Here is a 14953-nt window from a genome sequence, read left to right on the forward strand (position 1 = left end):
TTCATCAGTCAGTTCAGCAACGGCCACGTAACCCGTCGCATACAACCGACAGGATGCGCTCCGCTAAACCGGAATCATTATTGTATTCAAAAGTCCGCATAACACCAAACAGAATAGCTGTGATATCGGTTACTTGAATGTCATTGCGAACTGAACCCGCTTGCTGCGCGCAATTCAGTAGTTCCCCTAGCGCATTTTGAAAATCCAGGGAGATGCCAGAGAGCGGACGAGGGCTGTCTGCACCAGAACGGGCCAGAGCGGCGATCAGCGCTTTGTTGCCCGTGCTTTCTCTCACAATTAGTGACAGAAAGTTAAAAAAAGCCTGACCTGGATCGTCATGCTCAAGCATCTCTCTTGCTTTCTCGATGAGACGTTGCTTAAAACTGAAAACCACAGCTTCAATTAACTCTTCTTTCGTCGGAAAGTGACGATATACCGTTCCAATCCCCATTCCCGCACGATTGGCAATTTCATCTATTGGAACCTCCAATCCCTCAGTGGCGAAGACTTTTGTTGCAACGTCGAGTATACGCTCTTTGTTTCGTCTAGCGTCCGCCCGTAATGATTTTCCCGTTGTAACTGCACCGATTGGATTTGAACCCTTATCTTCTTGAGCGTGTGAAGCCTCTTTTTTTGGCATAGGAATGCCCCCCTCTCACAAACCCATTATACACTAAATTGACAAACGGAGTTTTAGTTCCGTATAATAAACGGAGTAATAATTCCGTTTTGGAAAATCACTCTATACTGGAGGTATGAAACATGTCATTGCAAAATCATCGAGCCGTAATCGTGGGCGGTACTTCGGGCATTGGTTTGGCGACCGCGAAATCATTTCTTTCTCGAGGTGCTCAGGTCATCGTTGCCAGCCGCTCACAAGAGAAAGTAGACGCGGCAGTGAAGGAGCTCGGGACAGCACAAGGGTACGCCCTGGATTTCCAGGATGAAAGCCGGATGAAACAGTTCTTTGAAAAGATTGGTTACTTCGATCATCTTGTCGTTACCGCTGCCGGGGGTGGGTCTTCCAATGGGCCCTTTGGTTCTTTTGGAATCGATGTTGCGAGGGCTGAGTTTGACGGCAAGTTCTGGGGGCAATACACAACAGTGAAAGCCGCCTTTCCTTATATCAGGGAGTCCGGGTCGATCACGCTGACTTCTGGTGTACTTGCCGCACGACCGACAAAGGGCGCCTCGACGCTGGTTGCGCTAAACACAGCCATTGAGGGCCTTGCCCGCGTTTTGGCGATGGACTTGGCGCCGATACGAGTCAACGTTGTGTCGCCAGGGATGGTGGATACACCTGTTTTTAGTGGAATGGGAATGGACGCCGAAAGCCTTGCAGCGATGTTCCAAAAGGTTGCCCAGTCACTGTTAATACAGCACGTTGCAAAGCCCGAAGAGATCGCTGAGGCGTACGTGTACTTGGCGACAAACACATACACGACCGGGTCCGTACTTCAAGTCGAGGGTGGCGCAATCCTGTCTGGTATCTAAACGGTAGAAGATTTTACCACATCAGCACCTACTTAGTTAACCATAAAGCACCATAAAATGCCGAAACAGGCACCAGAGACAAGAAAAAATAGGTCGAGAACAACGGGGAGCTTGCCCTGTTCTCGATCTATTTTTTTACCGCCAAATCCAAAACTGCGTCTCACGGCAGAATGATTTTCGTTTTTTACAAAAGAGTTCAGCTCATATAATGCTGCCTAAATAATAGAGAATTATAGTTGAACCATGAAAACCACAACAATTAGATAATAATCCACAAAAACCAACAAAACTGGAGGAAGAGAAACGATGAAATCTGTGTTCAGGAAATGGTTGTCTCTCGGAATGATGCTCAGTTTATGTCTGATGCTGCTTGCTGCTTGTAGCGGAGCGCAAGATCAGTCGTCCGGTGCTGAAGCAACTGCGGAGACAGAGCAACTTACGCTTGAGGAAATTGAGGCAAATGCTAAAAAAGAAGGTACGGTCGTCAGTGTTGGCATGCCGGATACATGGGCGAACTGGAAGGATACCTGGGAGGACCTGAATACAAAGTATGGCATTTCTCACACGGATACGGACATGTCCAGCGCGGAGGAAATTGCCAAATTTGAAGCCGAGAAGAACAATCCTACCGCAGATATCGGTGATGTAGGCAGCGCTTTTGCGCCGGTTGCGGTTGAACAAGGTGTCACCCAGCCGTACAAAACCTCGTACTGGGATGAGATCCCTGACTGGGCCAAGGACAAGGATGGTCATTGGATCATTGGTTACACAGGCACGATTTCTTTTCTTACCAATAAGAACAAGGTACAGAACCCTCCGCAAAGCTGGGAGGACATGAAAAACGGAGATTATAAAATCATCGTTGGAGACGTAACAAAAGCGGCTCAGGCGCAAATGGCCGTATTGGCGGCAGCGATTGCTTACGGCGGCGATGAGTCGAACATTGAACCAGGCATCGCCTATTTTGAAGAGCTCGCCAAGCAAGGACGCTTGTCCAACGCAGAAGGCTCCCGCGCCAATATCGAAAAGGGCGAAGTGGAAGTGATGATCGCGTGGGATTTTAACAATCTGAACGACAGAGACGCCATTAACAAGGACCAATTTGACGTGGTAATCCCTAAGGAAGGCAGCGTCATGAGCGGTTATGCGACGATTATCAATAAATGGGCTCCCCATCCGAACGCGGCCAGGATGGCCCGCGAATATATTTTGAGCGATGAAGGGCAGATCAATTTGGCGAAAGGTTATGCCAGACCGATCCGCGACAATGTTCAACTGCCTGCAGATGTGGCTGCCAAGCTCCTGCCTGTCGATGAATACAAAAATGTTAAACCAGTAAATGACTACAAAGTATGGGAAGAGACCGCGAAGACCCTTCCTCAGTTGTGGCAGGAACGTGTGCTGGTGCACATGAACTAGCACATGAACTAGTTCAGGACATGCTGTTATGGATTTCAGGGAACGTCTTCTGGTGCCGTTGAAGGCGTTCCCTTTATTTTTAAGGTAGGAGAGTGAAAGGTGTGAAACAGAGGATCCGCTGGCTTGCTCTGGGACTGCTTCCTTTTGCGTTGATGATCGCGGCGTTTCAACTTGTACCGTTATTGTCCATGGTGACAGGAAGCTTGCAGGAGAAAGGCCAGTCAGGCTTTACGATCACCCAGTATGTTACTGTTTTTACAAGCTCCTATTATATGCAGGCTATTAAAAATAGCATTCTTATTTCCGTATATTCTACTCTTGCTGGTATCGTCATCGGATTATTCAGCGCGTATTTGGTCACACGCTTTGCTCCGGCCATACGGGACCGGCTGCTTATGGTTTCCAACATGACATCCAATTTTTCCGGCATTCCGCTGGCCTTTGCTTATATTATTTTGCTCGGGAATAACGGAATATTTACGCTGTTATTCCAGCAGTGGGGCTGGAGCGTATTTGATGATTTCAATTTGTACAGCTGGACGGGGCTTGCTCTTGTCTATGTGTACTTTCAAGTGCCGCTTTCACTGTTGCTGCTCTATCCGTCTTTCTATGGAATCCGCGATCAGTGGAAGGAGGCGGCTTCCCTGCTGGGAGCAAGCCCGTGGCAGTTCTGGAGAACGATCGGCCTGCCTGTGCTGGCGCCGTCTATTTTTGGAACGATGGGTATTCTGTTCGCAAATTCAATGGGCGCTTACGCCACCGCCTATGCACTTGTCGGGGGCAACTATAATTTGCTGGCGACCCGCATCAGCTCCCTGATTGCCGGGGATGTGGTCAATCAGCCGGAGCTAGGGAGCGCCCTGGCTGTTGTGCTTGCCTTAACTACGTTTCTGGCCGTTTTCCTCAATTCGAGAATGGCTAAACGCACGGAAGCGTTCAGTTCAGCAAGAGCGGAGAAGCCGGTGCGAAAACCCGGAAGCCCGCGAATGCAGTTCTGGAAAAATACAAAGGGGGAGGCGGGATCATGACGGGTTCCGGGGCGGGATGGATCAATCGGCTGCTCATGCTGCTTCTGATGATTTATTTGCTGCTGCCCTTGGCGGTAACCGGACTGTACGCATTTGCCCTGAATTGGCAGGACAGTCTGCTTCCCGACCAATGGACGCTGGCATGGTTTAGCGAGATGTTCAAGGATTTGCAGTTTCTTGAGTCTTTGTGGACCTCCCTGTATTTATGTCTGATCAGTGTAGCTTTAAGTCTGATCATTATGCTGCCGGCGGTTTTTATCATTACAGTCTATTTTCCGAAATGGGAAGTGCTGATGAAAGGCATCGTTGTGCTGCCTTATGCTGTACCCGGCGTCGTGGCGGCGGTCGGCTTGATTCGTGCTTACTCCAGCGGGCCGTTCAATATTTCAGGTACCGTCTATCTGCTCATCGGAGCGTATTTTGTTGCAATTCTTCCTTATATGTACCAGGGTATTCGCAACAGCCTGCTCACCGTATCGGCGGTGGAGCTGTTAAATGCGGCCGAATTGCTGGGAGCAAGCACGGTCAATGCGTTCCGCAGTGTGATCATCCCCAATATTTGGCCAGGTGTACTTGTCTCCACCCTATTATCGTTCTCTGTATTGTTCGGGGAATTTGTGCTGACCAACATGCTGGTGGGCGGGCATATCAAGACCGTGCAGATTTATTTGGTTGAACGAATGAATTCAAGCGGGCATTTGGCGAGCGCAATTGCAATTTCATATTTTATTTTCATTTTCATCTTGTCTACGGTGTTTATGAAGCTGGGCAAGCGAATGAATGGAGGGCCACAGGCATGAGTGCATATTTGGATTTGCGGGGGATTCGCAAGATGTTTGGAGAAACCCGGGTGCTGGATCAGGTGAATTTGCAAATCCGTGAAGGTGAGCTGGTGACGCTGCTTGGTCCGTCGGGTTGTGGCAAAAGCACCCTGCTGCGCTGTATTGCCGGTCTTACCGAGATCGAGGAAGGAAGCATTATCCTGGACAACAAAAACATCGGCAAGCTGCCTCCACGGAACCGGGAGGTGGGCATGGTGTTTCAATCCTATGCGTTATTTCCGAACCTTACGGTAAAAGAAAATATTGAATATGGCATGAAGATGCGGGGGGCTTCGAAGGAAACGCGTGGCAAGCGTTCTGATGAACTACTGGCGGTTGTTGATCTGGAAGAGAAACGGGACTCGTATCCCCAGCAGTTGTCCGGAGGACAGCAGCAGCGTGTCGCATTGGCGCGTTCCCTGGCTGTTCAGCCCAAAGTATTGCTGCTTGATGAACCGCTCAGCGCTTTGGATGCCAAAATCCGCAAAAGCTTGCGTACGGAAATTCGAGACATTCAGCAGCGTTTTAACATGACGACGATCTTCGTTACACATGATCAGGAAGAAGCGCTGATGATGTCGGATCGGGTATGTGTGATGAATCAAGGCCGCATTGTGCAGGAAGGAACACCGGAAACCCTGTATACCCGGCCCAGAACGGAATTTGTCGCCCGCTTCATGGGCAGCTACAACCTGCTTACTCGCGCAGAGGCCATCCGTCTCTTCGGCGGGGTGGAAGCAGCGGGAGATAGCTTCGCTGTTCGTCCTGAAGCGATCACATTACTGCCGTCAGACCGGGAGACGGAATCAGAGCAGAAGGTTGTTGAAGGCAGGGTAAACAACGTAGCTATTCTGGGGAGTATTTTGCGCTACACCGTAGATGCGGCGGATATCCGTTTGACGATTGATCAGTTAAACGACGGGCGTTCACTGCAGGCTGAGGAAGGAGAGCAAGTATGCATCGGCCTTGACCCCTCATACTTATTGGAGCTGGAGAAGGAAGGTGCCTGATGAATGTCGATTTTGTCGGAGGAGCGAAAGAGATTCATTCAGGAGCAGCTAAAACTGGAGGGGCAGGTAAAGGTAGCGGAGATATCTGTACAGTGTGAGGTTTCAGAGGAAACGGTGCGGCGCGATCTGCTTCTGCTGGAAAGGGAGGGTCTTGTGAAGCGGGTGTATGGTGGGGCGATTACCGTCAAGCCAAGCGCTTATGAGCCTCCTTATTTGCAGCGCCAAACGGTAAAGGCAGAGGCAAAAGAGAGAATAGGCCGCAAGGCTGTCGAATTGATTGCATCCGGCGATACGATTGTCGTTGACGTTGGAACGACTGCGCTGGAGCTGGCCAAGGCTATTTCCGACCGGGAGCGGCTCACGGTGCTGACCAATTCCATCGCTGTGGCTTATTACTTAATGGAATCTTTAAACTCCGGACGTTTTTCAGGGAAAATCATCGTGATCGGTGGAGACTTGAATCCTGAGCAACAATCCATGTCGGGTTCTGTAGCCGAGCATACCTTGTCCCGGTTTCGTGTGGATAAAGCGTTTATTTCAATCGGCGGAATATCGGTGAAGCGGGGAATCAGCGACTACGATATCGGGGAAACAAGCATGTCCCGTCTGATGATGGAAAATGCCGGGCAAACCATTGTGCTCGCAGATGACTCGAAAATCGGCCGGGAGGCATTTGTGGAAATTGCGCCGATCCGCAAAGTGCATACCATAGTCAGCAATGTCCCCCCGCCGAAAGAATGGCTTCAACTGATTAAGTCCCGTCATTTGCAATGGATTGAAGCGAAATGAGAGGTGGAGAAAGTGATGTATTCAGAAAATAAATGTATCGTTGTTGTGCTCGATGGCTTGCGATACGATGCAGCCAGAAAGTATATGGGCTTCATGGAGCATTTGGTCGAGCAGGGCGAACTGGCCTGCCGTCAGATGTGGTCCGAATTGCCGAGTCTGTCCCGACCGTTGTATGAAGTGCTGCTGACAGGAGTTCCGGCTCATCAAAATGGGATAACTACGAATTCGGTGGTCCGGCTGAGCAAGGAGAAAAGTGTCTTCCATTTGGCAACAGAGGCGAATTTGATCACGGCTGCGGCCGCCTATCATTGGGTAAGCGAGCTGTATAACTCCGCTCCGTTCAATCCGCTGACGGATCGTCAGCAGCACGATGCGGGCAAGCCGATTCAGCACGGCATTTTCTATTTCGAGGATCATTATCCGGACAGCCATTTGTTTGCGGATGCGGAGCATTTGCGTGTCCACCATAGCCCTGATTTTCTGTATATACATTCGATGAATATAGATGATGCAGGTCATCGGTACGGCGGTGACAGCAAGCAATATGAGGCTGCCGTCAGAGCGGCTGACGGACTGCTGGCGGTTCTGGTTCCTGAATGGCTAACGCAGGGCTACCGGGTCATTGTCACAGCCGACCACGGGATGAACGCGAGCGGCCAGCATGGGGGAACAGTAGTGGAGGAGCGGCTTGTCCCGTTGTATATGAACGTTGATATTCCCTTTCAGCTTGAGGAAGGGCAGCTGCTGCCCCAGCTTGCCATGGCACCGCTGATTTGTCAATGTCTGGGTCTGGAACCTTCACCGGCTATGCGCTCTATGGACAGTATCCGAGCGGCGGTAACTTTAAAAGCGGGGAGTGCAGCGCATTGAAGGTAGATTTACATTTTCATCTGGAAGAAGGGCCTTATTCACATCGCTGGCTGTCACGAACATTGGACGCGCTGAGGAACACGAACCGCTCGTCCGGCAAGGAAGAGCATCATTCTATTGAGTGGGCTGAGCAATTGACCAGGCAGTTGAGTGACCGAATGCGCCAGGGCTGCTTCAGCAACGATTGGCTGGACCGTTACCTGACTGCTGGACGAGCCAAGGGTATTTCTGTATTTGGGGTCGTGGATCATCTCTATCGGTTTCGTGAATGCAGATCCTATTATGAAAGGCATTTGCTGCTGGACGACAGCCCGCTCGGTCTGCTTCAGCGACAATGGCTGGATCAGGTGTGCGTCGCGTCTCTCGATGAGTTTGTTTCATTTGTGACGGAAGCCAAGAAAGATCGTCCTGATCTACTGCTCGGGATAGAGGCTGATTATTTCGCCGGCGGGGAGGCTGAGCTTGACCGTTTATTGTCAGGCTATAACTGGGATTATGTCATTGGCTCTGTCCATTATATGGATGGATGGGGGTTTGACAATCCGGATACTCAGGATCGGTTCGCGCAAATGGACGTGCTGGAGACGTACGGCCGCTATTTTGAGCTTCTGAAGGGAGCCTGCAGATCAGGGCTGTTTGAATTTATCGCTCATCCCGACAACCTCAAAGTATTCAATTTCCGCCCGGCGGATGAAGCTGTTCTGCTTCCATATTACCGCGAGGTGGCAGAAGAAATGCTTCGCAGTGGTGTAGGGACTGAGATCAATACAGGATTAGCCTATCGATATCCGGTGGCGGAAAGCTGCCCAAGTCCGTTGTTTTTATCTGTTCTTGCTGAACTGGGCGTTCCTGTTACCTTATCCTCGGATTCCCACTTCCCCGATGATATCGGAAGGCTGCTGGATGAAGCCGCCCAAGCCGCCTTTGATGCAGGCTACCAGGAATTAACGATTTATCGTGAGCGGAAGCCATATACTTTGCCGATCGACAGTTTGTCCGACCATTCGGTATAAATGCCCGCAACCAGTATGGTGTATGGGGACATGCAAGTTCAAAAGGTCAAGAACAGGGGAAATTTGAGCATCCTGTTCTTGACCTTTTTTAAGCTGGAAATAGCATGAGCCTGCGATTTCTTTTCGGTACCAGGCTGCTATAAAAACTTCCGGTGATGCTTGCTGCCATCATAGGAGAACATGGCCTTTTTGTCTTCCACCATGGTTTCCAGATGCACAGTTCTCCCCCATAGAGAATGAAGGTGAGGAAGGGTGCGCTCCAAATATTTAAGGTCAAGCTCAACACCTTCATAGTGATGCTTTAAAACGAGCTCGCCAGTCCGCATATAATCGCCATCCTGCACAACAAGGTAGGGAACTCCGCCGTTAACCCGGGAGAAGACGAGCTGATCGCGGATATTTTCCCATGACTTATCCGTGATTTTCCAATCCGGCCCCCGTTTTTCGAATACATATAAATCCAGATCCTCCACCAGCTGTTTCGTCATATAGTTGCGGATAAATGAGATGTCAGAATCAAACTCCCGCACTTCAAAGATTTTGGCACGCCCCTGGTTGGGTACCCGGCGGCTGCGCTCTTGCTCCTCCGCTGTCGGATTGTCCCAGCGCCGTTCAATATCTTCAAAAATTTTCAGCCCGAGATAATAGGGGTTGAGGCTTTGCCGGGAGGGCTGCACCACGGAGGCATTCAGCATCGCAAATTCAATCGTCTCGTCGCTGGTAAGGTCCATTTCACGAATAATACGTTGATGCCAGTAGGAGGCCCAGCCTTCATTCATGATTTTCGTTTCCATTTGCGGCCAGAAGTACAGCATTTCATCGCGCAGCATGGTCATGATGTCCCGCTGCCAATCTTCAAGCACTTCCGAGAATTCCTGAATAAACCAGACCACATCCTTTTCGGGCTCGGGTGGAAAAGAGAATGTCTGCGTCTCCTTAGTTTTGGAAGCTGGCTCGTTCAGGTCATCCAAATCCCAGAGGTCATCGTATTGGCCGGGAGGACGATATTCCTTGGCCGCCTGTTTCTGCTCCTGCATTTTGAGCTCAAGATAACGCTGCTTATCCAGTTGGCGCGGCTTGAACAGCTGCGGGTCGACATGCTCCTGGACCGCCAGGACGGCATCAATGAACGATTCTACAGTTTCGGTGCCATATTCAAGCTCATAGCTGCTGATCCGCTCGGCTGTGGCTGACATGCTTTCCACCATGTTGCGATTGGATGCTGAGAAGCGTGCGTTATTTTTGAAAAAATCGCAGTGGGCCAGCACGTGCGCAACAATCAGCTTGTTTTGAATGAGGGAATTGCCCTCCAGCAGAAAGGCATAGCAGGGGTTGGAATTGATCACAAGCTCATAAATTTTGCTGAGTCCGAAGTCATATTGCATCTTCATTTTCTGAAAATTTTTACCGAAGCTCCAATGATTGAAACGGGTCGGCATGCCGTAAGCCCCGAACGTATATATAATGTCTGCCGGGCAAATTTCATAACGCATCGGATAAAAATCAAGGCCAAAGCCTGCCGCAATCTCGGTAATTTCTGCAATCGACCGTTCCAGCAGGACCATTTCATCTTGGGTCATAGCAATCCCTCCGCTTGTCGAAGTACGGTTCTTCCCATTGTATGTGGGGACAACCGATATATGAGGACGTTGAACAATTTCCGTGTGCAGGTGAATCAAAGAGGCAGCTGCCGATGAGCAGCTGCCTTCCTCGCGTAAGGTTTTAGGCCGGACTTTCTTCCCTTTTCCGGAAAAAGGCTTTCAGAGCCTGATATACTTCGCCTTTTTCCTTGATGACATAATACATGAACTGATCAGCTTTAATATGCCGGTAGGCGGACATCAGGGTGCTGCTGCGGTTATATTGGTTGACTTCTCCGTAGCCGAACAGGTTGCTCCGCTTCACCAGTTCGCCGATGAGCTTGACGCAGCGTTCGTTATCCGAGGTCAGGTTATCTCCGTCGGAGAAGTGAAAAGGGTAGATGTTATAGCTTGATGAAGGGTAGCGCTTGTCGATAATTTCCAATGCTTTGACGTAGGCTGAAGAGCAGATCGTGCCCCCGCTTTCGCCGCGGGTAAAAAATTCTTCTTCGGTAACCTCTTTGGCCTCGGTATGATGGGCGAGGAATACAATCTCCACTTTTTCATACTGGCGCCGCAGAAACCGGGTCATCCAGAAAAAGAAGCTGCGCGCACAATATTTCTCGAATGAGCCCATGGAACCTGATGTGTCCATCATGGCAATGATGACGGCGTTGGACTGATGCACGATTTTATCCTCCCAGGTTTTGTAGCGAAGGTCGTCGGGGCTGATATGGTGAATTCCCGGGGTGCCCTGCCGTGCATTGCGGCGCAGATTTTCCATGATGGTGCGTTTTTTGTCGATATTGGACTGCATACCCTTTTTGCGGATGTCGTTAAAAACGATTGATTTAACTTCCATTTCATCTTTATCTTTCCGCTTCAGATTCGGGAGCTCCATGTCCTGAAAAAGAATATCCTCGAGCTCCTCCAGACTGATTTCGGCTTCCGTAATATCATAACCCGGCTGGTCGCCGGCCTTCTCCCCTTTACCCGGCTGCTTGGCAGCGGGATCTCTGGCGATGACATCGCCGACCTGGCTGTCACCATCTCCTTGACCTACATGTTTCTGCTTCTGAAAGTTATAGATGATGTGGTATTCGTCGAGACTGCGTATCGGAACTTTGATGATTTGTTTTCCGTCGGACATGATAATATTTTCTTCGGTGATCAAATCAGGCAGATTCTGTTTGATGACTTCCTTTACCTTCTGATGGTGGCGCTGTTGATCCTGGTACCCTTTGCGATGCAGCGACCAATCTTCGCGGGACACAACAAACGACGGCTGGCGTAATTCTGACATGTCAGGCACCCCCTTATGGATTTCACTGCATTCAAGCTGATTCTTTGGTTATTAAGTATATTCAGGGAACGGTCTGATATGTGATAGGGTGGGATATAAATTCACGGATCAGGCTCAAAAATACATACATGATGGGAAGATTTTATACGGGCTTGATGTAGAAATGATACGCTTGCAGGTACACCGAAACTTGCCGGGATAGAAGCCCAGTCGGCTTTTTTGTTAAGATAGTCATGTACAAAGCGGAAGAGAAGGGGGACTTATATGGAAATTTTTGCGATGGATATAGCTGAAGAGGCTATGGCTGCAAGGTATGAGCAAATGCTGGACTGGGTGCCTGCCGAGAAAAGAAATCGTCTTCAAAGATTTCACCGGAAAGAAGATGCTCTGCGGGGGCTCGGAGGCGAGGTACTGGTGCGCTGGCTGGCATGCAGCCGGCTGAATCTGGCGAACGATCAGATTATTTTTGCCCAAGCACAGCATGGCAAGCCTTTCATAGAAGGCTATCCGGAGCTGCAGTTCAATGTTTCCCATGCCGGCAAATGGGTACTGTGTGCGATGGATACCGAACCGTTAGGCGTGGATATTGAAGAAATACGGTCCATTGATTTGGAGGTGGGGCGTATTTGCTTTTCGGAGCAGGAGTTTGCAGCGTTGATGCAGCGTCCGGAAAAGGAGCGCCTGGACTATTTTTATGAATTATGGACTTTAAAAGAAAGCTTTGCCAAAGCCGATGGCCGCGGACTTAACCTTCCATTAAAAAAAGTAACGTTCTCTGCCGGTCAGACTGGCGGTGTCATACATACCGACGGGTGGGAGTCACCTTTTCGATATTTTAAACAATATAGCATCGAAGCGGGTTATAAGGCAGCGGTCGCTGCTCCCCATGAGCGGTTTCCCGACACCGTACATTTTATTCCCTGTACAGCTATACAATTGAGTTCGTTGGAATCGGAGCGTGAGCTATTATGAGTCTAACCTTATTTAAAAACGGCAAGCTTGCTTTTCCCGCTCCGACAGGCATTGGCAAAGAAGACGGGATTATCGTTGAGAACGGCAAAATCATTGCGATAGGACAAACAGACGACCTAAAGCTGCAGCTCAGCGGCCGGAGTTATCGTACTGTTGACTGGGAAGGCGCTTATGTGTTGCCAGGGCTGGTTGATTCGCATATGCATCTCTCCATGCATGGCATGAAGTTGGGGATGCTTGATTTTACCGAAGCAAAATCCAAGGCGGAAATGCTGGAAATGCTGCGCAAGCGGGCGGAAATGACGCCGCCAGGCGAATGGATTCTGGGGCTGAACTGGAACGAAAATGCCTTCCAGCCTGCTGTCGCTCCCAGCATCTACGAACTGGACACGGTCACGGACAGACATCCTGTTTTTCTTACCCGTACCTGCTTTCATGCCTTTCTTGGTAATTCTGAGGCGTTCCGGAGAGCGGGGGTAGATGAGAATACTTCTGACCCGGTGTCTGGAGCCTATGGGCGGAATGAGCATGGAAGGTTGAACGGCTGGATTTATGAAGAAGCGTCTCAGCCGTTTAACCAGGCTCAGCCGGAGCCTGAATATGCCGTCAAAAAAGCCTGTATAAAACGGGCATGTGAAGATGCGTTGCGTCTCGGCCTGACAGCGGCCCATACCGAGGATCTTCGCTTTCTCGGCAGTATCGAGACGATGCTTCGTATTTACAGCGAACTGCGAGAGGAAGGGCTTGCCTTCAGAACGCATCAATTGATCTATTATCCGTTCCTTGAGGAGGCCCAGAAACTGGGGGTTGGGGCTGGTGTAATTGATGAGTGGCTGGCTGTTGGGGCGGTGAAGCTTTTTGCCGACGGAGCGATCGGAGGTCGAACCGCTCTGCTTCGCAAGCCATATCATGATGCGCCCGGAACGAGGGGAATGGCGATTTTAACACAGGAGCAGCTGGAGCATATCACTGCAGGTGCACGAGGGGCCGGATTTCCAATAGCAGTACATGCCATTGGAGACGGGGCCGCCGATATGGTTCTAAACTCGTTGGAAAAGCATCGGCTGGATTCGGCCGCACGTTTGCCTGACCGCTTTATCCATGCTCAGGTGCTGGATGAACAACTTGTGGCAAGAATGTCTCATCTCAGATTAGCCGCCGATATTCAGCCGAGGTTTGTGGCGAGTGATTTTCCGTGGGTGCTTGAAAGAGTCGGCCCTGGTAGAACCGGGCATTTGTATGCATGGAGGAAGCTGCTTGATGCCGGTATTGCCTGTGCAGGGGGGAGCGATGCTCCCATTGAGCCGCTGGATCCGTTCCTTGGAATCCATGCAGCAGTTACCCGCTGTAAGCCCGAAGAAACCCATGACGGTTACCTGCCCGCAGAAAAGCTTAATATAGGGGAAGCATTACATTTGTTTACAACGGGGAGCGCGACTGCAGCGGGTGAAGCGGACCTGCGCGGGAAGATTTCTGAAGGGTATGCTGCTGATTTTACAGTTATAAAGCAGAACATTTTTGAAGCATCTCCGGATGAACTGCTGAGCCAGAAGGTTCTTATGACGGTTGTAAACGGTGCGGTAGCTTATCAAGCATAATATGGATCAGAGAGGGGCTTTTGTTGTGAAAGCTCCTCATTGTTTGTAGCGGTTATGGGATGGGTAAAAAAAGAAGAAAGATTTTTTTGAAATAGGGGGTTGCTAAGTTGGATAAGGCGTGTTAAGATATAAAAGTTGCTGACGCGATGAGCTGAAGCGATGGAAAAAAGTTTGATCTTTGAAAACTGAACAACGAGTGAGTAGGTTTTACATCGTAAAACCGATACGCAAAGCCATTTGGTTCGTGTCTATGACAGAATGAATGGCGGAGCGAAATTGAGATATTAAATCTCGTCAGATTCAAATGAGCTTAATCGCTTTTGCAATATGCTCACCCAATTTGATTCACTCAGTCGAGTGGAACCCAAATCCGGTGAGGTCGATGTTACTGCGTAACATCTTTATTGGAGAGTTTGATCCTGGCTCAGGACGAACGCTGGCGGCGTGCCTAATACATGCAAGTCGAGCGGACTTGATAAGAAGCTTGCTTCTTCGAGAGTTAGCGGCGGACGGGTGAGTAACACGTAGGCAACCTGCCCTCGAGACTGGGATAACTACCGGAAACGGTAGCTAATACCGGATAATTCGTTTTCCTGCATGGGAGAGCGATGAAAGACGGAGCAATCTGTCACTTGAGGATGGGCCTGCGGCGCATTAGCTGGTTGGTGGGGTAATGGCCTACCAAGGCGACGATGCGTAGCCGACCTGAGAGGGTGATCGGCCACACTGGGACTGAGACACGGCCCAGACTCCTACGGGAGGCAGCAGTAGGGAATCTTCCGCAATGGGCGAAAGCCTGACGGAGCAACGCCGCGTGAGTGATGAAGGTTTTCGGATCGTAAAGCTCTGTTGCCAGGGAAGAACGTCCTTAAGAGTAACTGCTTAAGGAGTGACGGTACCTGAGAAGAAAGCCCCGGCTAACTACGTGCCAGCAGCCGCGGTAATACGTAGGGGGCAAGCGTTGTCCGGAATTATTGGGCGTAAAGCGCGCGCAGGCGGCCGTTTAAGTCTGATGTTTAAGCCCGGGGCTCAACCCCGGATCGCATTGGAAACTGG

Annotated in this window: 13 protein-coding genes and 1 rRNA gene; 11 read left to right on the plus strand and 3 right to left on the minus strand. The window is 50.1% G+C overall.

Annotated features, from left to right (window positions below; translation table 11 throughout):
• Nucleotides 1-13: 13 nt before the first annotated feature.
• Complete coding sequence (locus tag ACE5LO_RS08075) at nt 14-640, minus strand: TetR/AcrR family transcriptional regulator (protein WP_375519513.1); 627 nt, start codon at nt 638-640, stop codon at nt 14-16.
• A 122-nt stretch (nt 641-762) separates the two neighbouring features.
• Here ACE5LO_RS08075 and ACE5LO_RS08080 point away from each other — a divergent pair, with 122 nt between their 5' ends.
• From ACE5LO_RS08080 to ACE5LO_RS08115, 8 genes are all read left to right on the plus strand, one after another.
• A complete protein-coding gene (locus ACE5LO_RS08080) occupies nt 763-1494 on the plus strand; it encodes an SDR family oxidoreductase (RefSeq protein ID WP_375519514.1) in 732 nt (243 codons plus the stop codon).
• Nucleotides 1495-1800: 306 nt separating this feature from the next.
• Nucleotides 1801-2913 carry an ABC transporter substrate-binding protein gene (locus ACE5LO_RS08085; RefSeq protein WP_375519515.1) on the plus strand — a complete coding sequence of 371 codons (1113 nt, stop codon included), beginning with the start codon at nt 1801-1803 and terminating at the stop codon, nt 2911-2913.
• A 101-nt stretch (nt 2914-3014) separates the two neighbouring features.
• Nucleotides 3015-3941 (plus strand): ABC transporter permease, encoded by a 927-nt coding sequence (locus tag ACE5LO_RS08090; protein ID WP_375519516.1) that lies wholly within the window; start codon nt 3015-3017, stop codon nt 3939-3941.
• On the plus strand, nt 3938-4741 hold the full coding sequence (locus tag ACE5LO_RS08095) for an ABC transporter permease (RefSeq protein ID WP_375519517.1): 804 nt from the start codon (nt 3938-3940) through the stop codon (nt 4739-4741). Before ACE5LO_RS08090 ends, ACE5LO_RS08095 begins: the two co-directional genes overlap by 4 nt.
• Nucleotides 4738-5772 carry an ABC transporter ATP-binding protein gene (locus ACE5LO_RS08100; RefSeq protein ID WP_375519518.1) on the plus strand — a complete coding sequence of 345 codons (1035 nt, stop codon included), beginning with the start codon at nt 4738-4740 and terminating at the stop codon, nt 5770-5772. The genes ACE5LO_RS08095 and ACE5LO_RS08100 overlap by 4 nt, the downstream gene beginning before the upstream one ends.
• 3 nt (nt 5773-5775) lie before the next feature.
• A complete protein-coding gene (locus ACE5LO_RS08105) occupies nt 5776-6561 on the plus strand; it encodes a DeoR/GlpR family DNA-binding transcription regulator (protein WP_375519519.1) in 786 nt (261 codons plus the stop codon).
• Between the two features lie 15 nt (nt 6562-6576).
• Nucleotides 6577-7431: an alkaline phosphatase family protein gene (locus ACE5LO_RS08110; protein WP_375519520.1), complete on the plus strand. Its 855-nt coding sequence runs from the start codon at nt 6577-6579 to the stop codon at nt 7429-7431.
• On the plus strand, nt 7428-8444 hold the full coding sequence (locus tag ACE5LO_RS08115) for a PHP domain-containing protein (RefSeq protein ID WP_375519521.1): 1017 nt from the start codon (nt 7428-7430) through the stop codon (nt 8442-8444). The genes ACE5LO_RS08110 and ACE5LO_RS08115 overlap by 4 nt, the downstream gene beginning before the upstream one ends.
• Before the next feature lie 137 nt (nt 8445-8581).
• Here the strand turns inward: ACE5LO_RS08115 and ACE5LO_RS08120 are convergent, their stop codons facing one another.
• Nucleotides 8582-10024, minus strand: coding sequence for a SpoVR family protein (locus ACE5LO_RS08120; protein ID WP_375519522.1), 1443 nt, complete (start codon nt 10022-10024; stop codon nt 8582-8584).
• Nucleotides 10025-10166: 142 nt separating this feature from the next.
• Entirely contained in the window at nt 10167-11327 is a 1161-nt protein-coding gene (yhbH, locus tag ACE5LO_RS08125) for a sporulation protein YhbH (protein WP_375519523.1), read from the minus strand.
• 264 nt (nt 11328-11591) lie between these two features.
• Here yhbH and ACE5LO_RS08130 point away from each other — a divergent pair, with 264 nt between their 5' ends.
• From ACE5LO_RS08130 to ACE5LO_RS08140, 3 genes are all read left to right on the plus strand, one after another.
• Nucleotides 11592-12299, plus strand: coding sequence for a 4'-phosphopantetheinyl transferase family protein (locus tag ACE5LO_RS08130; protein WP_375519524.1), 708 nt, complete (start codon nt 11592-11594; stop codon nt 12297-12299).
• The gene (locus tag ACE5LO_RS08135; RefSeq protein ID WP_375519525.1) at nt 12296-13897 is read left to right on the plus strand and encodes an amidohydrolase; all 1602 of its coding nucleotides are present in this window, start codon (nt 12296-12298) and stop codon (nt 13895-13897) included. Before ACE5LO_RS08130 ends, ACE5LO_RS08135 begins: the two co-directional genes overlap by 4 nt.
• Before the next feature lie 401 nt (nt 13898-14298).
• A 16S ribosomal RNA gene (locus tag ACE5LO_RS08140) occupies nt 14299-14953 on the plus strand; the annotation flags it as partial.

Origin of the sequence: Paenibacillus medicaginis (assembly GCF_042138635.1) — a bacterium.
GTDB classification, from domain to species: domain Bacteria; phylum Bacillota; class Bacilli; order Paenibacillales; family Paenibacillaceae; genus Paenibacillus; species Paenibacillus medicaginis.